Origin of the sequence: Kineococcus aridisoli, from assembly GCF_050871885.1 — a bacterium.
Lineage (GTDB): Bacteria > Actinomycetota > Actinomycetes > Actinomycetales > Kineococcaceae > Kineococcus.
The window spans coordinates 21441-39412 of sequence record NZ_JBJLSF010000016.1; the positions used below are offsets into that span (position 1 = coordinate 21441).

A 17972-nucleotide genomic window follows, 5' to 3' on the forward strand; every position below is an offset into this window, starting at 1 on the left:
CGGCAGCGCTCAGGAACCGGCGAGGCGTTGCGGGGCGTGCCGGGCGGGTTCGCGGTACAGCGGGTAGAGCCCGCCGACGGTGCTGCGGGCCTGCTCGACGTCGAACCAGGCCGGACCGCCGACGCGCTCGGTGGCCGCCGCCGTCAGGTGCACGCGCCGGCGGCCGGGCCGGTCGGGCTCGCCGAGGCCGACCAGCGGTGAGCCGCGCTCCAGCAGCCGGCGCAGGACCCGCTCGCCGATGCGGTCGTAGGACAGCGTCTCCACCTCCAGACCGGGCACCACGGTCTTCGCCACGTGCACCGGCCCGTGCGCTGTCGCGACCTCGGTGGCGACGACGAGCACGTCGAAGGCGGCCAGGCGCCGCAGCCAGCGCTCCAGCTCGCCGGCCGGGTCCAGCGCCGGGGCCCGCGGCAGGTCCGCGAGCGCCACGCCCCCGGTGACCCGGCGGATCGGGGCGACGAGCTCGGACAGCTCGGCCGCCGAGCGCTGCGCCCAGTCCGCCATCGCGGCCAGCGCGCGCGGCTCCTGGGCCGGCAGCGGGGCGGCCAGCTCAGCGGCGGCGTACTGCGGGCAGTGCCGGCGCACGTCCTCCAGCGGGCCGAAGGCGAAGGCCCGGCGCGCCCGGGAGGAGGCCAGTTCCAGCAGCGCCTTGCGGGCCGCCTCCGCGGCGTCGGCGGCCGCCGCCTCCCCGATCGCGGTCACGGCCATCGGCGCGGTGGCCGGGTCGTCGTCGGCCGCGACGGCGTGCACGACGACCGCCAGCTCGGTGGAGGCCAGCTTGACCTGCACCTCCAGGCCCGCCGCGCGCAGCTGCCGCAGCACCGGCGCGGTGGCGGGGTCGTCCTCCAGCCCCGTGACGAGGACACCGGTGTCCAGGGCCCGGAAGGAGACGGTGTTGCCGTCGCGCTGCAGCAGCTCGCCGATGCCGTGGGCGACGGCCCGCTCCAGGCGGTCCCCGGCGCCCATGCCGTTGGTGACGGGCGTGGTGAGGAAGCCGCCGGGCGGCGGGCCCCCGGCGATCCCGGCGGCGTGCGGGGCGGCGAGCTCGGCCGGCACGAGGACCTCCTCCCCCGTGCGCCAGCGCCGGGCCGGCAACCAGCGCAGCGGCCGGTCGGGGGTGTACGGGCTGCCGGCGGGCAGGACGAGCTCGACGGGGTCCGCGACGCGGTCGGCCCCCCGCGCGGCGACGAGCTCGCGGTGGCTGCCCGTCACGGGTGCGGTGGCGGCCAGCGCCCGGTCGAGCAGCACCTGCTCGGCCAGCTCGCCGAAGGCGCCGGTGCGGGCGGCGGCCCGGTCGGCGCCGTAGCCCACGCCGTGGCCGGAGACCGGCGACCCGGGCTCCGGCCGCCACGTGGTGCCCGTGACGGGCACGCCGGTGCGGTCGAAGGGGGTGAGGTCGAACTCCAGCAGCTCCCCCGGCGGCAGCGCGGCCGCGTAGCGCTCGGCGGGGCCGGCGCCGGCGGGCTGCGGGCTGCTCACTTCAGCCCGCTGCGGGCGATGCCGGCGACGAACTGGCGCTGGGCGATGCCGAAGAGGACCAGCACCGGCAGGACCGAGACCAGGGCCCCGGCCATGAGGGCGGGGTAGTCGGTCGTGTACTGGCTCTGCAGGAACGACAGCCCCACCGGCAGCGTGTACAGCGCCGGGTCGCGCAGCGCGACCAGCGGCCAGGCGAACTCGTTCCAGCGGTACATGAAGGTCATGACGAGCAGCACCGCCACCAGCGGCCGCGACAGCGGCAGCACCACCGACCACAGCGTCCGCAGCTGGCCCGCGCCGTCCAGCTGGGCGGCCTCCAGCAGCTCGTCGGGCAGCGACAGGAAGTACTGGCGCGCCAGGAAGACCCCGAACGCCTCCGCCGAGCGCGGGATGATCACCGCCCAGTAGGAGTTGATCCAGCCCAGGTCGTTGACGAGGTCGAACTGCGGGACGAGCAGCACCTGCACCGGGATCATGAGCGTGGCGATGATGAGGAAGAACACCACCGCGCGGCCCGGGAAGCGGTGCTTGGCGAGCACGTAGCCGGCGGTGACGTCGACGACGACCGTGATCGCCACCGCCACCACGGCGATGGCGGCGGAGTTGGTCGCCCACTGCAGCACGGGGAACTGCGTCAGCGCGCGCGAGAAGCCGCCGCCGTCGAGCGTGGTGGGCAGCAGGCCCACCCGCCCGGCGGCCAGGTCCTCGCGCGGGGACAGGGCGGTGACGAGCATCCAGTACAGCGGGAACAGCCACACCAGGCTGAGCACGGCGAGCAGCACCACCCGGCGGACCGGGGTGGGCCGCCGCGGTCCGCGGCCGCGCCCGGCGGGCCCGCCGGAGCGCCGGCGCACCGGGGCCTGGGCGCTCACAGCTCCTCCTCCGAGCGCCGCTGGGCCCGCCACCACAGCACCGTCGCCGCGAGCACCACGACGAAGACGACGACGCCGATCGCCGAGCCGTAGCCCTGGCGGCGGGCGCTGAAGCCCTGGTTGTAGGCGTAGGTGACCAGCAGCTCCGTGGCGCCGGCCGGCCCGCCGCGGGTCATGACCCACACGATGTCGAAGACCTGGAAGGTCTCGATGACGAGCATGACGGTCAGGAAGAACGTCGTGGGCCGCAGCAGCGGCCACACCACGAACCGCAGCCGCTGGCGCGGGCTCGCCCCGTCCAGCTCGGCCGCCTCCAGCACGTCGGCGTCGATGCCCTGCAGGGCGCTGAGGTAGAGGATCACCGCGAGGCCGGTGCGCGCCCACAGCAGCACGACGAGCACCGACACCGAGGCCGCGGTGCCGTCGGACTGCCACTCCGGTGCGGGCAGCCCCAGCCCGCCCAGGACGCGGTCGACGATGCCGACGTTCTGGTCGAACAGCCAGCGGCCGGTCATCGCCACCACCACGCCGGAGATGACGTAGGGGGCGAGGAAGACGGCGCGGAAGAGCCCGCCGCCGGGGACGCGGTCGCGCAGCAGCAGCGCCACCCCCAGGCCCAGCAGCAGGCTGACGGGCACGGAGACGGCGGCCAGCAGCGCGGTGTTCAGCGCGGCCCGCCAGAACGTCGGGTCGCCCGCCATGGCGGCGTAGTTGCCGAACCCGACGAAGCGGGCCTCGCCGATGCCGCTGGAGTCCGTCAGCGAGATCCGCACCGCCCCCACCAGGGGGTAGAGCACGAAGACGCCGAAGAGCAGCAGCGCCGGGGCGAGCAGCGCGTAGGAGGTGGCCCAGCGGCGCACCGCCGGTGCCCGGCGCCGCAGGGCCGGGGGTGCGCTCGCCGAGGTCGCCGTCGTCGTCGCCGGCGGCGCCGTCACGGGGTGCTGAGCACCGACGCGACGCCGTCGGTGATCCGCCGCAGGGCGGCCCGGTCGTCGTCACCGCCGAGGAAGACCTCGTCGAGGCGGTCGCGCAGCTGGGCGTTGATCGCGCTGAAGCTGGGCACGACGACCTGCTGCACCAGCGGCTCGCGGATGGCCCTGGCCTGCTGGACGTAGAGCTCCATGAGGTCCGGGCGCACCGAGTAGGCCAGGGCGGCCGGGTCGACGTCGCTGCGGGTGGGCAGCACGGTGGCGGCCGCGCAGAAGTCCCCCATCTGCTGCGCCTGGGCGCAGTAGGAGACGAACGCCAGCGCCGCCTCCTTGTTCGGGCTGGCCTCCACGGCCACGAGCGCGTTGCCGCCGAGGTCGGCGGAGGCGTTGACGTCGCGCGGCAGGAACGTCGCCTGGTACTCGAAGCCGCCGCCCTCGATCTCGGAGAGCAGGAAGTCCCCCGCGAAGGCCATCGCGACGGTCTGGTTGAGGAAGAGGTCGCTGGCCGCCTGGCCGCGCGCGGAGGCGTTCTGCGGGGTCAGGCCCTTGCGGAACAGGTCCCGGGTGTAGGTGAGCGCCTTCAGCGCGCCGGGGTCGTCGGTGGTGACGGCGTCGAGGTCCTCGGTGAGCAGCCGGCCGCCGGCCTGGTCGACGAAGTTCAGCCAGCGGTAGGCACCCGCGTTCTGCCAGTTGGCGGCGAAGGCGTAGGTGTCGGCGCGCGAGGGCTGCACCCGGGTCAGGGCGTCGCTGAACTGCTCCCACGTCCAGGCCGTCTCCAGCGTGGTCGGCAGCGCCCCGAGGCCCGCGGAGGCGACCGCGGCGGTGTTGAGCAGCACCATGGAGGTGTCGGTGTGGTGCGGGACGCCGAAGGTGCCCTCGTCGTCGGTGACGGCGCTCCAGAAGGCCGGCAGGAAGGACGGCTCCAGCTCGGCGGCGTCGGGCAGGTCCGCCAGGACCCCCTGCGCGCGGTAGGCGGCCACGTCGGTGTAGCTGACCCGGAACAGGTCGGGCGGGCTGTCGGTGCGCAGGCCGGTGTCGACGGCCGTGAGGACCTCCGAGTACGGCACGGCCTGCAGCTTCACGGTGGTGCCGGTCTCGGCCCGGAAGCCGTCGGCCAGCGCCTGGAAGGCCGCCGCCTCGGCGTCCGAGGCCCACGTGATCATGGTGATCTCGTCGGAGGAGGCACCGGAGCCGGAGCCCGAGCCGGAGCTGGGGGTGGAGAAGCCGCTGCAGGCGGTGAGCCCCGCAGCGGTGGTGGCGCCGAGACCGGCGCCGAGGACGGCGCGGCGGGAGGTGCCGGGCGGGCGGGCGGGACGGGTGCGCGATCGGAACTGCATGTTCAACTCCGAGGTCCACGCAGGTGCCCGGGGCACCTGCTGGGGTGACGCGACGGGTGGTCGGCAACGGCGTCGCCACGGTAGCGAGCAGCTGCCCCGTCGGCCCGTCGGAGCGGCACCGGTGGAGCGCGCAGGGCGCGGGGAGCCGGCGCGGGAGGCCGGCGCGGGTCAGGCGACGTTGACGTTCTGGCCCGGGGGCGCGGACTCCAGCCAGGAGGCGAAGCCGGTGTAGGCGTCGGAGGTCATCGCGAGCTCGATCCCGGTGCCCTCGTAGCGGCACTCCACGACGATCGCGCCCGGTTGCACGGCCATCAGCTCCTGCCCCTCGGCGTCGCGGAACAGCGTCACGGCCAGCGCCCGCCGTGCGTAGGAGCACGACGGGCGCGGGGACAGCGAGAAGGTGCGGTACCAGTCGAGGCGGTCGACCTCGTAGCGCGCCACCCCGAGGGCCCACCGGCGGCGGGTCCCCCGGGTCTGGCGCACCGAGCAGTCGAAGGTGCCGAGCCGCGCGGTCAGGCGGCGGCGGCGCAGGACGACGGCGACGAGGAAGGCGAGCAGGAGGGCGGCGAGGACCCCGGCGACCTCCAGCGAGACCAGCAGCTCGTGCACCTGACGCCCGACCCCGTTCCGCCGCCGACCTCAGCCCGCCGCGCTCAGCGGGTCCCGGCGGTGGTGCCGGAACCCACCTCGACGGTCTCGGCGACGATCGTCACCTTGTCGTGGTCGACGGAGAAGAAGCCCCCGCCGACGTGCGCGGTGATGCCGTCGCCACCGACCCCGTCGATGACGACCTCGCCGGGTACGAGCACGGCCAGGATCGGCTCGTGCCCCGACAGGATGCCGATGTCACCCTCGACCGTCCGGGCGCGCACGCGCGACGCGTCCCCCGACCAGACCGAGCGGTCCGCGGCGACGAGTTCGACCTGCAGCGCCACGGGTCAGCTCTCCTTCTGGATCTGGGCCCACTTGCGCTCGACGTCCTCGAGGCCGCCGACGTTGAAGAACGCCTGCTCGGCCACGTGGTCCATCTCACCGTCGGCGATGCGCTTGAAGCTCTCCACCGTCTCCTTGAGCGGGACGGTCGAGCCGGCGACGCCGGTGAACTTCTCGGCCATGTAGGTGTTCTGCGAGAGGAACTGCTGGATGCGCCGCGCGCGGCTCACCGTCAGCTTGTCCTCCTCCGACAGCTCGTCGACGCCGAGGATGGCGATGATGTCCTGCAGCTCCTTGTTGCGCTGGAGGATCTGCTTGACCCGGACCGCCGTCTCGTAGTGGTCCTTGGCGATGTAGAGCGGGTCCAGGATGCGCGAGGTGGAGGCCAGCGGGTCCACGGCCGGGTACAGACCGCGCGAGGCGATCTCGCGGGAGAGCTCCGTCGTGGCGTCCAGGTGCGCGAACGTCGTCGCCGGCGCCGGGTCGGTGTAGTCGTCGGCCGGCACGTAGATCGCCTGCAGCGAGGTGATCGAGTGACCGCGGGTGGAGGTGATCCGCTCCTGGAGCACGCCCATCTCGTCGGCCAGCGTGGGCTGGTAGCCGACGGCCGAGGGCATGCGGCCCAGCAGGGTCGACACCTCCGAGCCGGCCTGGGTGAAGCGGAAGATGTTGTCGATGAAGAGCAGCACGTCCTGCTTCTGCACGTCGCGGAAGTACTCCGCCATCGTCAGCGCGGACAGCGCCACGCGCAGGCGGGTGCCCGGCGGCTCGTCCATCTGGCCGAAGACCAGCGCGGTCTTGTCGAAGACGCCCGCCTCGGCCATCTCGCCGATGAGGTCGTTGCCCTCACGGGTGCGCTCGCCGACACCGGCGAACACCGACACACCGCCGTGGTTCTGGGCGACGCGCTGGATCATCTCCTGGATGAGGACGGTCTTGCCGACGCCCGCACCGCCGAACAGACCGATCTTGCCGCCCTGCACGTAGGGGGTCAGCAGGTCGATGACCTTGATGCCGGTCTCGAACATCTGGGTCTTGGACTCGAGCTGGTCGAAGCTCGGCGCCTTGCGGTGGATCGGCCAGCGCTCGGTGACCTCGAGGCGCTCGCCCTCCTCCAGGTTGAGGCAGTCGCCGATGGCGTTGAAGACGTGGCCGAGGGTGACGTTGCCGACGGGCACGGAGATCGGGGCACCGGTGTCGACGACGGGGGCGCCGCGCACCATGCCGTCGGTCGGCTTCAGCGAGATGGCGCGGACCATGTTGTCGCCCAGGTGCGAGGCCACCTCGAGGGTCACCGTCTGCGTCTGGCCGCCCATGGTCACCTGGGTGGTGAGGGCGTTGTTCTGGTCGGGCATCGTGTCGGCCGAGAACTCGACGTCGACGACGGGCCCGATGACTCGGGCGATGCGGCCGGTCGCACCGCGCTCGGTGCTGGACGGCGTCTCGGTGACGGTGGCGGTCATGTCGCTCCTCGGGCTTCCTTCGGCGAGTGAGTTCTGCGGTGTCTGCGGGGCCGGCGCGCCGGTCAGGCGCGCGAGCCGCTGGAGGCCAGGGCGTCGGCGCCGCCGACGATCTCGCTGATCTCCTGGGTGATGTCGGCCTGGCGGGCGTTGTTGGCCAGCCGGGTGAGCTTCTTGATCAGCTCGTCCGCGTTGTCGGTCGCGTTCTTCATCGCGCGCTGACGGGCGGCGAGCTCGGAGGCCGCGGCCTGCAGCAGGCAGTTGTAGATGCGGCTGGTGACGTACTGCGGGAGCAGCGCGTCGAGCACCGCCTCCGGGCTCGGCTCGAAGTCGTACAGCGGCTGCAGCTCGCCGTCGGCCGGCTCCTCGACGCCCTCGACGACCTCCATGGGCAGCAGCCGGACGACCCGGGGCTCCTGCGTCACCATGTTGACGAAGTGGGTGTAGACGATGTGGATCTCGTCGACCCCGCCCTCGGCCACCTCCTCGGCGAAGTCCGCCAGGAGGCGGTCACCGATCTCCTTGGCGTTCTCGTACGCCGGGGAGTCGGTGAAGCCGGCCCACTCGGCCGCCGTGGTGCGGCGGCGGAAGCGGTAGAAGGCGGCGGCCTTGCGCCCGACGAGGTAGGGCGCGACCTCCTTGCCCTCCTCGCGCAGCATCGTGGTGAGGCGCTCCCCCTCGCGCAGGACGTTGGAGGAGTACGCGCCCGCCAGGCCGCGGTCGGAGGAGCACACGAGGACGGCCGCCCGCTTGACCTCCGGCTTCTCGGTGATCAGCGGGTGGTCGAGCGAGGAGTTCGCCGCGGCCGCCGACACGGCGCGGGTCAGGGCCCGCGCGTAGGGGGTCGACGCGCGCACGTTCGCCTGCGCCTTGATGATGCGCGAGGCAGCGATCAGCTCCATCGCGCGGGTGATCTTCTTGGTCGCCTGGACCGAGCGGATCTGCCGCCGGTAGGCCCTCAGCTGGCCTGCCATGTCCTGCTCCTCTTCCCTGCTCCGCTCGGTCCCTGCCTGGTGCTCTGCGTCAGCCGCGAGCGGCGGTGGCGCCGCCCTTGCGGGTGGTGATGCGCTCCTGCGAGATGTCGTCCGCGTCGGCCGAGCCCTCGCCGCCGTCGGCGGGGGCCGCCGAGGCGCCGGCGCCCGAGGAGAACTGCTGCTTGAAGGTGTCGACGGCCTTCTTCAGCTCCTCCTTGGCGCCGTCCGAGAACTGCTTGCTCTCGCGGATGCCGGCCATGAGGTCGGGGTGCTCGCGCTTGACGTGGTCGAGGAACTCGCGCTCGAAGCGGGAGACGTCCGAGACCTCGATCGAGTCGAGCTGGCCGGTGGTGCCGGCCCAGATCGAGACGACCTGCTCCTCCAGCGAGTACGGGGTGTACTGCGGCTGCTTGAGCAGCTCCACCAGGCGCGCACCGCGGGCCAGCTGGTTGCGGGAGGCCTGGTCGAGGTCGGAGGCGAACATCGCGAAGGCCTCCATCGCGCGGAACTGCGCGAGGTCGAGCTTCAGCGTCCCCGAGATGCCCTTGATCGCCTTGGTCTGCGCGGCGCCGCCGACGCGCGAGACCGAGATGCCGACGTCGATGGCCGGGCGCTGGTTCGCGTTGAACAGGTCCGACTGGAGGAAGATCTGCCCGTCGGTGATCGAGATGACGTTGGTCGGGATGTACGCCGAGACGTCGTTGCCCTTGGTCTCGATGAACGGCAGACCGGTCATCGAGCCGCCGCCGAGCTCGTCGGACAGCTTCGCGCAGCGCTCCAGCAGGCGGGAGTGCAGGTAGAAGACGTCACCGGGGTAGGCCTCGCGGCCCGGCGGGCGGCGCAGCAGCAGCGACACCGCGCGGTAGGCCTCGGCCTGCTTGGACAGATCGTCGAAGACGATGAGGACGTGCTTGCCGCCGTACATCCAGTGCTGGCCGATGGAGGAGCCGGTGTACGGGGCGAGGTACTTGAAGCCCGCGGGGTCGGAGGCGGGAGCGGCGACGATGGTCGTGTACTCCATCGCGCCGGCCTCCTCCAGCGCGCGCCGCACGCCGGCGATCGTGGAGCCCTTCTGGCCGATGGCGACGTAGATGCAGCGCACCTGCTGCTTGGGGTCGCCCGTCTTCCAGTTCTCGCGCTGGTTGAGGATCGTGTCGATCGCGATCGCGGTCTTGCCGGTCTGGCGGTCGCCGATGATCAGCTGACGCTGGCCGCGGCCGACCGGGATCATGGCGTCGATGGCCTTGATGCCGGTCTGCAGCGGCTCGCGGACCTCCTGGCGCTGCACGACCGAGGGGGCCTGCAGCTCCAGGGCGCGGCGGGCCTCGGCCTCGATGGGGCCCAGGCCGTCGATCGGGTTGCCCAGCGGGTCCACGACGCGGCCCAGGAAGCCGTCGCCGACGGGCACGGAGAGGACCTCGCCCGTGCGGTGCACGGCCTGGCCCTCCTCGATGCCGGCGAAGTCGCCGAGGACGACGACGCCGATCTCGCGGACGTCGAGGTTCTGCGCGAGGCCGAGCGTGCCGTCCTCGAAGCGCAGCAGCTCGTTCGCCATCACCGAGGGCAGGCCCTCGACGCGGGCGATGCCGTCGCCGGCTTCGCTCACGCGGCCGACTTCCTCGCGCGCGGCGGTGCCGGGGTCGTACGACGCCACGAAGGCGTCGAGAGCGTCCCGGATCTCGTCCGGGCGGATGGTCAGCTCGGCCATGGAAGCCCTGCTCTCCTTCTCGGGTCCTGCAGTCTCGAAGTCCATTGTCCCCCCGCGGGCGGGAGGTGTGCGACGTGCGCGCCGGGGAGGGGGATCAGCCGGCGAGGCGCCGGCGCGCCTCGTCCAGCCGGGTCGCGATCGACCCGTCGATGACGTCGTCGCCGATGCTGACGCGCAGGCCGCCGACCAGCTCGGGCTGGACGTCGACGGTGACGGTCACGGCGCGCCCGTACTGGCGGGTCAGCGCCGCCGCCAGCCGCTCGCGCTGCGCGTCGGAGAGCGGGGTCGCCGACACGACGTGCGCCACGGACTGCTCGCGGCGCTGGGCGACGACGTCCACCCACTGCTCCAGCAGCCGCTCGGCGCGCACGCCCCGCGGGGCGGTCGCGGCCCGGCGGGCCAGCTGGATGGTCTCGGGCGCGGCGCGGTCGATGAGCAGCCGCGACACCAGCGAGGCCCGGTTGGCCTCGGGCGCCGCCCGGTCGGCCAGCGCGTCGCGCAGGCCGGGGTTGGCCGCGATCGTCCGCGAGAAGCGGAAGAGCTCGTCCTCCAACGCGTCCAGGTGGCCGGAGCGCTGGGCCTGGGTGACGACCGCCACCACCGCCAGGCGCTCGCAGGCGTCGGCGAGGTCGCGGCCGCCGGCCCAGCGCCCGCCCGCGAGGGCGGCCACCGTCTCGACGGCCGCCGGGCCGACGCGCCCGGACAGCGCCCGGCGCACGAACTCGGCCTTGGCCGACGCCGCGCGGGCGGGGTCGGTGAGCGCCCGGCGCAGCGCCACCGAGGAGTCCAGCAGGGACGTCACGGCGAAGAGGTCCTCGCCGGTGCGGCCCGCGTCGGCCCCGGCGGCGGCCAGCTGGGCGTCGAGCACCTGCTGGGCCGCCGCGAGGCTCGTCTTCGCGACGCCGGAGTCGAGCTCGCTCATCGGGTGGTCGCTCCCGCGTCCTCGCTGCGCTCGAGGTCGGCGAGGAAGCGGTCGACGACCCCGCTCTGGCGCGCCTGGTCGTGCAGGGACTCCCCGACGATGCGCGAGGCGAGGTCGGTCGCGAGGCGACCCACCTCGGCGCGCAGCTGCGCCGTCGCCTGGACGCGCTCGGCCTCGATCGTGGCGCGGGCGGAGGTGGTGATCCGCTCGGCCTCGGCCTGGGCCTGCTCGCGCATCTCGGCGAGGATGGTGGCGCCCTGCTGGCGCGCCTCCTCGCGGATGCGGTTCGCCTCGCCACGCGCGTCGGCGAGCTGCGCCTTGTACTCCTCGAGCGCGGCCTGCGCCTCGACCTGCGCCTTCTCGGCCTTCTCCATGCCGCCCTGGATGGCCTCGGTCCGCTGGGCGTAGGTCCGCTCGAGGGCGGGGACGACCAGCTTGGCGACGAGGGCGTACAGGAGCGCCAGGAAGACGAGCCCGACGATCAGCTCGACGGGGTGCGGGAGGATCGGGTACGCGTCCTCCCAGAAACCGCCGCCCTCGGTGGACGTCGTTTCCATGAACAGGGCCGGCACGGCAACTCCTCGCTCGTGGTCAGGGGTGGGTGTTCAGGGCGGGGAGCGTCAGGCGATGAACGCCAGGACGAAGCCCAGCAGGGCCAGCGCCTCGGCGAGGGCGAAGCCCAGGATGGCGATCGGCTGCAGCATGCCGCGCGCCTCGGGCTGGCGGGCCACGCCGTTGATGTAGGCCGCGAAGATCAGGCCGACCGCGATCGCGGGGCCGATCGCCGCGAGACCGTAACCGACTGCGTTGAGGCTGCCTTCCATTGTCCTTCTTCCTTCGTGTCGGGTCCGCCGCGCCGGTGCGCCGCGGGTCGGGGAATCGTGGGGGTCGGGAGACCGTGCGGTCAGTGCTCGTTCGAGACCGCGTCGGCGAGGTAGGTCGCCGTGAGCAGGGTGAAGACGTAGGCCTGCAGCACCTGGATCAGCAGCTCGAAGAACATCATGACGATGCTGAAGACGAACGCGACCACGCCGGTGACGGGCAGGAAGCCGTCGGTGTGCAGCAGCAGGTACTCGCCGCCGAGCACGAGGACCAGGATGAGCATGTGCCCGGCGAACATGTTCGCGAACAGGCGCAGCGCGAGCGTGAAGGGCCGCGTCACGAAGTAGGTCGCCAGCTCCAGCACGTAGACCAGGGGCGAGATCCACCCCGGGACGCCGGCCGGCATGAGGCTCTTGAGGTACCCCAGGCCGCCCTTCCGCTTGACGGCGACCGCGTGGTAGGTGATGTACACCACGAGCGTGAGCGCGATGGGGAAGCCGATGCGGCTCATCGTGGGGAACTGCACCGGCGGGATGACGCCGACGACGTTGTTCACCAGGATGAGGACGAACATGGTGAACAGCAGCGGGACGAACTTGAGGAACTCCCGGCTGCCGATGACGTCGCGGCCCACGCCGTTGCGCACGAAGTCGTACAGGCTCTCCAGCAGGAACTGGCCCTTGCTGGGGACGACCTTCAGCTTGCGGGTCGCGGCGACGAGGACGAGGCCGAGGCCCACCGCCAGGAGCGCGAAGACGATGGACGACCGGGTGATCGCCCAGTTGCCGTCCCCGATCAGCGGCTGCCAGAAGTCGGCGGCCCCGGGGGCGTGCCAGCCCTCCTCAGCCGTCTGGGCGGCCAGCGCGTGCACGGTCACGACCTCTCCTCGGAGCAGATGGGGGTGGGGTGGGGCGGGAGGGGTTCTGGGAACCCGCTGGGAACGTGCGTCGGCATCAGCGCGAACCGTACCGGAACCACACGTAGTAGACGGTCGAGCCGAGGCCGAGCACCGTCAGGACGGGCGTCATGAAGGAGGTGCCCCACCAGGCGTCGAGGGCCAGGCCGCCGCCGACGCCGAACAGCAGGCCGGTCAGCAGGTAGCCCATGGAGTTCCAGGCCACGTCGGAGTCGGAGCGGGGGGCCCGCGCAGCCGGCCGCACCTGCGCGTCCCCGGCGCGCTGAGGGTCGGCGCCGTCGTGCTGACCGGCGCCGTCCTGCTCGCCCGGGCCCCGGTCCGCCGTCGCACCCGTCACGCCTCCAGTGTGCCGCCTGGTGTGGAGCGTCACGGCTCACCGCCCCCGCTCGGGCGGGTCGAGGGCGAAGACGGGCGCCCGCAGCCGGGTGAAGGCGCGCAGCTCGGCCACGAGCCAGGCGACGGTGCAGGCGGCGGCGCTCGCGGCGACCGCCGTCCCGGACAGCGCCTCGACGCGGGAGAGCAGCAGGACCGCGAGCCCCAGGAAGGTGATCTTCAGCAGGTACACGGCCAGCGCGACCGCGAGGCTGAGACCCGGCTGGAGGTCGCGCAGCACCCGCAGCAACCAGAAGGTCGAGGCGAGGAAGGCGATCGCCAGCAGGGCGCCGACCGCGGCCCCCAGGACGGCGGACGGGCCCGCCGCGGCGGCCACCCCCGTGCAGAGCACGCCGACGACGAGCGCGGGCGGCAGCGCACGGCGCGGCATGACGCTGTAGACGTCGTCGGCTGTGCTGCTCACGCTGGCTGCTCTTTCGTCGTCGGCGGGTCGTCCGAGGGGTTCGGCTCGTCGGCGTTGCGGTCCCCGGCCGTGTCGGCCGCGGGAAGACTTCGTGAAAGCTATCACGAGCGACCTCGTCTCCTACACCGCGTCGTCGTCCGCCGGCCGGTCACGACGGCGAGGCGGGCGCCGCGTCGCGGTGCGCGTCCACGACCTCACCCGGTGCTGGTCCGGCTGGGCCGTCCGGGCGACCGTCGCGCCGCCGCCACCACAGCGGCAGGAAGGTCAGCGCGAGCACCACGCACCCGGCCGCGACGGCCACCGCGAGGGCCTGGGCCAGCGGCAGGAAGGCCGAGGAGGCCACCCCGAAGCTCAGGAAGGCCGCCCAGGAGTACATGACGAGCACGGCCACCGGGTGCGAGTGGCCCAGCTGCAGCAGGCGGTGGTGCAGGTGCTTCTTGTCCGGGTGCCAGAACGCCTTGCCCTGCCGGGTGCGGCGCACGACGGCCAGCAGCATGTCGCCCAGCGGCACCAGGAGCACGGCGATCGGCAGCAGCAGCGGGAAGAAGGCCGGCGCGATCTTCTCGTCGGCCACCGTCTCGGGGTCGACGGTGCTCGTCGCGGCGATGGTCGCCGAGGCCAGCAGCAGGCCGAGCATCATCGAGCCGGAGTCGCCCATGAAGATGCGCGCCGGGTGGAAGTTGTGCGGCAGGAAGCCCAGGCAGCAGCCGACCGTGATGCCGGCGATGAGCGTGGCCAGCGAGGAGAAGTCGTCCGGGGCGCTCCCCCGCTGCAGGGCGTAGGAGTAGCCGAAGAAGGCGACAGCGCCGATGCCCACGATGCCCGCGGCCAGGCCGTCGAGGCCGTCGACGAAGTTCACGGCGTTCACCGACACGAGCACCACGAGGATCGTGATGACCATCATGGTGCGGCTGGAGAGCAGGGTGACGCCCCCGATGGGCAGCTGCAGCAGGCTGATGCCCTGCCAGCCCATGATCCCCGCGGCGAGCACCTGGCCGGCGAGCTTGGTGACGGCGTCGAGCTGGACGATGTCGTCGGCCACCCCGACGGCGCAGACCACCGCGGCGCCGACGAGCACCCACTGCGGACCCGGGTCGGCCTCGAAGACCCGGGACAGGAAGGGGATCCTGCTCGCCACCACGAGGGCGGCCACGACGCCGCAGAGCATCGCCACCCCGCCCATGCGCGGCACCGGCACGGTGTGCACGTCCCGGTCGCGCAGCGGGGTGATCGCCCCCACGCGCTGGGCCAGCCGCCGCACCAGGGGCGTCGTCAGGTACGTCACGGCCGCGGCCACGACGACGACGAGCAGGTAGGCCCTCATCCGCTCGCGGCTCCCGGGTGCCCCGACCCGCCGGTCGCCGGCTCGCCGGGCGCGGCGTCGGCCTCGGCGGCGGAGCCGGGCTCCGCCCCGGGTCCCGCCGGCGGGGCCTCCTCGGCGGGCTCGGCCTCGACCCAGCCCTTGGGCACGGCCGCCCGCAGCTCGGCCTCGCCGATGGCCCCCACCCGCAGGACGCGCAGCGGGCCGTTGGAGGCGTCGACGATGGTGGAGGGCGCCCCCTTCGGGCTCGCTCCGCCGTCGAGGTAGACGCGCACCGACTCCCCCAGCTGCTCGACGGCCTCGGTGACGAGCGTCGCGGCGGGCCGGCCGGAGAGGTTGGCGCTGGAGACGGCCAGCGGGCCGGTGCGCTGGAGCAGCTCCAGGGCGACCGGGTGCAGCGGCATGCGCAGCGCGACGGTGCCGTTCGTCTCGCCCAGGTCCCAGGTCAGCGACGGCTGCGCGCGGCAGACGATCGTCAGCGCACCGGGCCAGAAGGCGTCGACGAGCTCGCGCACGGCGAAGGGGATGGAGGAGGCCAGGCCGTCGATGGTGCGCACCTCCGGCACGAGCACGGGCGGCGGCATGTCGCGCCCGCGCCCCTTGGCCTCCAGCAGCCGGCGCACGGCGGGCGGGGAGAAGGCGTCGGCGCCGATGCCGTAGACGGTGTCGGTGGGCAGCACGACCACCTCGCCGCGCTTGACGGCGTTGTGCGCGGCGGACAGGCCGCGCTCGCGGGTGACGGGGTCGGCGCAGTCGAACGGTGGCCTCACAGCAGGGAGTGTCCCACCGTCGGCGCGCGGGGCGGGGTCACCGCCCCCCTCGGCGGGTTCCCGCCCTCAGATGTGACGGGCGGTGGTCGAGCGTGGACGGTCCGTCAGGTCGCGGTGGCTGCGCACGTCCACCCAGGACGGGCCGGCGAACATCCGCCGGGCCGCGTCCTCCTGCACCTCGGCGTGCTCGACGACGGCCAGGCCGCCCGGGCGCAGCAGCCGGGCGGCCGTCGCGACGACCCGGCGCGGCACGAGCAGGCCGTCGTCGCCACCGCCGTAGAGCGCGACCTCCGGGTCGTGCAGCGCGACCTCGGGGTCGACGGGCACCGCTCCCGGCGGCACGTACGGCGGGTTGCTGACGACGACGTCGACGAGGCCGTCCAGGTCCTCGAAGGCGGTGGCGGCGTCGCCCAGGCGCAGGTCCAGGCCAGGGGCGAGCTCCTCGACGTTGCGCCGAGCCCACGCGTGCGCCATGGGGTCGAGCTCGACGGCGTGCACGCGCGCGGCCGGCACCTCGGTGGCGACGGCGAGCGCGAGGGCGCCGGAGCCGGTGCACAGGTCGACCACGACGGGCCGCCGCCCCGCCGCGGCGAGGCGGGCGGCCTCGTCGACGGCCAGCTGGGCCACCGTCTCGGTCTCCGGGCGCGGGACGAAGACGCCCGGGCCGACGCGCAGCTCCAGGGCGCGGAAGCCGGCGCGGCCGGTGAGGTGCTGCAGCGGCACGCGGTCCGCGCGCTGCTCGACGAGGTCCTCGAAGCCGGCCGCCTCGACCGGGCCGCCGAGGGCCACCAGGACCCCCACCCGCGAGCGCTCGACGCCGAGCGCGTGCGCCAGCAGCAGCTCGGCGTCGGTGCGCGCGGAGGCCACCCCGGCCTCGGCCAGCCGCCGGGCGGCGGTCTCCAGCAGGCTGCGCGCGTCCGCTCTCACGCCCCGACCCTAGGCGAGCCCGCAGGGCGGGCCCGCCCGGGTGCCGGCTCGCTCAGCCGGCCGCCCCGAGCAGCCGGAAGGCGATGGTCTCGGTGTGCGAGGAGCCGTCCGCGGTGCCGCTGGGCGCGGTGACCGCCACCCAGCGGCCGGTGGCCGGCTCGACCCACACCGAGCTCTGCACGCCGAACGTCGCGCCGTTGTTCCCGACGAAGGTGCGCCCGTCGACGACGGCGGTGAACCAGCCCCAGCCGGTGCGCAGGCCGTCGGCGTCGGCCACGGGCACGAGCGCCTGCGCACCCGGCAGCTCCCCGGTGGCCGCGGCCGCGGCGAGCAGACCGAGGTCGGAGGCGGTGGACCACACGCCCGTCCCGGCCGGCACGCTGCCCTCGGACAGCCACGGGGCGACCTCGCGGCCGTCGGCGGCGAGCTCGCGGGCGCGACCGGCGGGCAGCGGGTCGGGGCTCGCGGCGGTGGCCCGCATCCCCAGCGGCACCAGGACGCGCTCGCGCAGCAGCTGCGGGTACGGCGTCCCGGCCCGCACGGCCAGCGCCTGGCCGAGCAGCGCGAAGCCGAGGTTGGAGTAGGAGAACCCACCGCGCGGGGTGCGCAGCGGTGTGGTGCCGGCGTCGCACAGCAGCGAGTCCGGGGTGTCCCAGGCGTACGGGTTGCCGTGGGTGAAGGCGGTGACGTAGCCGCGCAGCTGGGCCCGGGTGCTCAGCCGCGGCAGGCCGGAGGTGTGGGTGGCCAGCTCGCCGAGCGTGGTGGCGGCCAGCTCGGCGGGCAGGCGCCGGTCCGCGTGCACCTCCCCCAGGGTGGTCGCGGGGGTCACCTCCCCGCGCGCGACGGCGTCGGCGAGCAGCAGCCCGGTGAGCGACTTGGTGACCGAGCCGATCTCCTGCGGGGTGGTGGCCGTCAGCGCGCGCTCGGCGCCCGGCCGGCTGTCGGCGCGGCCGATCGCGGCCTCGGCGGAACCGGTGGCGTCGCCCGCGCTGGCGGCGAACCCCTGGCCCGGCAGGTCGGCGGCGGCCTGCCGCAGCAGGGCGGCGAGCGCGGGGTCGCCGGTCCGGTCGGTGGAGGGGGTCGGCGGTGCGGCGGGGGTGAAGGCGCCGAGCGTCGCGACGAGCGCGGCGGCCAGCGCCAGCGCGGCGGCCGAGCGCACGCCGCGGCGGGCCGGGAGACCGCGAGGGGCGGAGGTCGGGCGCGACGGAGCGGAGGCGGGAGCGGGAGCGGGAGCGGGAGCGGGGAGCACGGCGATCACCTCGGTCGGGCGGTGGCGAGCAGGGTGACGAGCGGGACGACGCGTGCGGCCGGGACGTCGTAGACGCCCCGGCCGGAGGTGGCCAGCCAGCCCTCGGCGACGAGCTGGCGCAGGTGGTGGTAGAGCTGCCCCGAGGTGCCCAGGCCCTCCGAGAGCTCGGGGACGGTGCGCCGGCCGTGCAGCACCTCGTGCAGCAGGTGCAGCCGGACGGGGTGGGCCAGCGCGGACAGCGCCGCGACGGCCTGCGTCGGGTCGGCCTCGAGCACCGCGGGGACCTCGACGGTCTCCTGCCACTCGTAGTGCGCGCCCGTCGGCAGCGTCAGGCTGCCCGTGAAGAGGACCTGGGAGCGGTCCTGGGCGCGGCGCTTCAGCTCGCGCAGGGCCCAGAACTCGTCGGCCTCGAGCGGGTGCGCGCCGTCGGCCACCGCGGCCTCGAGCGCGGCCAGGCGCTTCTCCAGGAGGTCGAGCCGTTCCTCGTCCACGGCTCCAGACTACGCATCCACGTAGTTCGTGCAAGAGATGCGTAGGAACAGCACCCGGCGAACGAC

General features: G+C 74.1%; 20 protein-coding genes. All 20 read right to left on the reverse strand.

The features are described from left to right. Positions 1–9: 9 nt before the first annotated feature. Positions 10–1479 carry a YcaO-like family protein gene (locus ACRYM2_RS06765; RefSeq protein ID WP_432520900.1) on the reverse strand — a complete coding sequence of 490 codons (1470 nt, stop codon included), beginning with the start codon at positions 1477–1479 and terminating at the stop codon, positions 10–12. After that, positions 1476–2351, reverse strand: a complete 876-nt coding sequence (locus ACRYM2_RS06770; RefSeq protein ID WP_432520902.1) for a carbohydrate ABC transporter permease — start codon at positions 2349–2351, stop codon at positions 1476–1478. Before ACRYM2_RS06770 ends, ACRYM2_RS06765 begins: the two co-directional genes overlap by 4 nt. Then, positions 2348–3286, reverse strand: a complete 939-nt coding sequence (locus tag ACRYM2_RS06775; RefSeq protein ID WP_432520904.1) for a carbohydrate ABC transporter permease — start codon at positions 3284–3286, stop codon at positions 2348–2350. Before ACRYM2_RS06775 ends, ACRYM2_RS06770 begins: the two co-directional genes overlap by 4 nt. Further along, positions 3283–4617 carry an ABC transporter substrate-binding protein gene (locus ACRYM2_RS06780; RefSeq protein ID WP_432520907.1) on the reverse strand — a complete coding sequence of 445 codons (1335 nt, stop codon included), beginning with the start codon at positions 4615–4617 and terminating at the stop codon, positions 3283–3285. Before ACRYM2_RS06780 ends, ACRYM2_RS06775 begins: the two co-directional genes overlap by 4 nt. Positions 4618–4785: 168 nt before the next feature. Then, complete coding sequence (locus tag ACRYM2_RS06785; RefSeq protein ID WP_432520908.1) at positions 4786–5226, reverse strand: DUF2550 domain-containing protein; 441 nt, start codon at positions 5224–5226, stop codon at positions 4786–4788. A gap of 44 nt (positions 5227–5270) precedes the next feature. After that, on the reverse strand, positions 5271–5552 hold the full coding sequence (locus tag ACRYM2_RS06790; RefSeq protein ID WP_432520910.1) for a F0F1 ATP synthase subunit epsilon: 282 nt from the start codon (positions 5550–5552) through the stop codon (positions 5271–5273). A gap of 3 nt (positions 5553–5555) precedes the next feature. Further along, the gene (atpD, locus tag ACRYM2_RS06795; RefSeq protein WP_432520912.1) at positions 5556–7013 is read right to left on the reverse strand and encodes a F0F1 ATP synthase subunit beta; all 1458 of its coding nucleotides are present in this window, start codon (positions 7011–7013) and stop codon (positions 5556–5558) included. A 62-nt stretch (positions 7014–7075) separates the two neighbouring features. Further along, positions 7076–7984, reverse strand: a complete 909-nt coding sequence (locus ACRYM2_RS06800; protein ID WP_432520915.1) for a F0F1 ATP synthase subunit gamma — start codon at positions 7982–7984, stop codon at positions 7076–7078. 49 nt (positions 7985–8033) lie between these two features. Continuing rightward, positions 8034–9692 (reverse strand): F0F1 ATP synthase subunit alpha, encoded by a 1659-nt coding sequence (atpA, locus tag ACRYM2_RS06805; protein WP_432520917.1) that lies wholly within the window; start codon positions 9690–9692, stop codon positions 8034–8036. A gap of 94 nt (positions 9693–9786) precedes the next feature. Then, positions 9787–10614, reverse strand: a complete 828-nt coding sequence (locus tag ACRYM2_RS06810) for a F0F1 ATP synthase subunit delta (protein ID WP_432520919.1) — start codon at positions 10612–10614, stop codon at positions 9787–9789. Next, a complete protein-coding gene (locus ACRYM2_RS06815; protein WP_432520977.1) occupies positions 10611–11171 on the reverse strand; it encodes a F0F1 ATP synthase subunit B in 561 nt (186 codons plus the stop codon). Before ACRYM2_RS06815 ends, ACRYM2_RS06810 begins: the two co-directional genes overlap by 4 nt. A gap of 63 nt (positions 11172–11234) precedes the next feature. Beyond that, positions 11235–11438, reverse strand: a complete 204-nt coding sequence (locus tag ACRYM2_RS06820; RefSeq protein WP_432520921.1) for a F0F1 ATP synthase subunit C — start codon at positions 11436–11438, stop codon at positions 11235–11237. Between the two features lie 80 nt (positions 11439–11518). Further along, positions 11519–12313 (reverse strand): F0F1 ATP synthase subunit A, encoded by a 795-nt coding sequence (gene atpB, locus ACRYM2_RS06825; protein ID WP_432520923.1) that lies wholly within the window; start codon positions 12311–12313, stop codon positions 11519–11521. 76 nt (positions 12314–12389) lie between these two features. Then, positions 12390–12689, reverse strand: coding sequence for a hypothetical protein (locus ACRYM2_RS06830; protein WP_432520925.1), 300 nt, complete (start codon positions 12687–12689; stop codon positions 12390–12392). A 36-nt stretch (positions 12690–12725) separates the two neighbouring features. Next, a complete protein-coding gene (locus tag ACRYM2_RS06835) occupies positions 12726–13148 on the reverse strand; it encodes a Cg1360 family ATP-synthase-associated protein (RefSeq protein WP_432520927.1) in 423 nt (140 codons plus the stop codon). Between the two features lie 148 nt (positions 13149–13296). Next, the gene (locus ACRYM2_RS06840) at positions 13297–14472 is read right to left on the reverse strand and encodes an MraY family glycosyltransferase (RefSeq protein WP_432520929.1); all 1176 of its coding nucleotides are present in this window, start codon (positions 14470–14472) and stop codon (positions 13297–13299) included. Then, complete coding sequence (locus ACRYM2_RS06845) at positions 14469–15239, reverse strand: L-threonylcarbamoyladenylate synthase (protein WP_432520931.1); 771 nt, start codon at positions 15237–15239, stop codon at positions 14469–14471. Before ACRYM2_RS06845 ends, ACRYM2_RS06840 begins: the two co-directional genes overlap by 4 nt. A gap of 66 nt (positions 15240–15305) precedes the next feature. Beyond that, a complete protein-coding gene (prmC, locus tag ACRYM2_RS06850; protein WP_432520934.1) occupies positions 15306–16166 on the reverse strand; it encodes a peptide chain release factor N(5)-glutamine methyltransferase in 861 nt (286 codons plus the stop codon). A 52-nt stretch (positions 16167–16218) separates the two neighbouring features. Next, positions 16219–17415, reverse strand: a complete 1197-nt coding sequence (locus tag ACRYM2_RS06855) for a serine hydrolase domain-containing protein (RefSeq protein ID WP_432520937.1) — start codon at positions 17413–17415, stop codon at positions 16219–16221. Between the two features lie 5 nt (positions 17416–17420). Next, a complete protein-coding gene (locus ACRYM2_RS06860; RefSeq protein WP_432520939.1) occupies positions 17421–17906 on the reverse strand; it encodes an ArsR/SmtB family transcription factor in 486 nt (161 codons plus the stop codon). Between the last annotated feature and the right edge of the window lie 66 nt (positions 17907–17972).

Bases quoted from the DNA above. Each gene is read 5' to 3' on its own strand.
- ACRYM2_RS06780 (WP_432520907.1), bottom strand. From the start codon at position 4,617: ATGCAGTTCCGATCGCGCACCCGTCCCGCCCGCCCGCCCGGCACCTCC.
- atpD (WP_432520912.1), bottom strand. From the start codon at position 7,013: ATGACCGCCACCGTCACCGAGACGCCGTCCAGCACCGAGCGCGGTGCG.
- ACRYM2_RS06800 (WP_432520915.1), bottom strand. From the start codon at position 7,984: ATGGCAGGCCAGCTGAGGGCCTACCGGCGGCAGATCCGCTCGGTCCAG.
- atpA (WP_432520917.1), bottom strand. From the start codon at position 9,692: ATGGCCGAGCTGACCATCCGCCCGGACGAGATCCGGGACGCTCTCGAC.
- ACRYM2_RS06810 (WP_432520919.1), bottom strand. From the start codon at position 10,614: ATGAGCGAGCTCGACTCCGGCGTCGCGAAGACGAGCCTCGCGGCGGCC.
- ACRYM2_RS06815 (WP_432520977.1), bottom strand. From the start codon at position 11,171: ATGGAAACGACGTCCACCGAGGGCGGCGGTTTCTGGGAGGACGCGTAC.
- ACRYM2_RS06820 (WP_432520921.1), bottom strand. From the start codon at position 11,438: ATGGAAGGCAGCCTCAACGCAGTCGGTTACGGTCTCGCGGCGATCGGC.
- ACRYM2_RS06840 (WP_432520929.1), bottom strand. From the start codon at position 14,472: ATGAGGGCCTACCTGCTCGTCGTCGTCGTGGCCGCGGCCGTGACGTAC.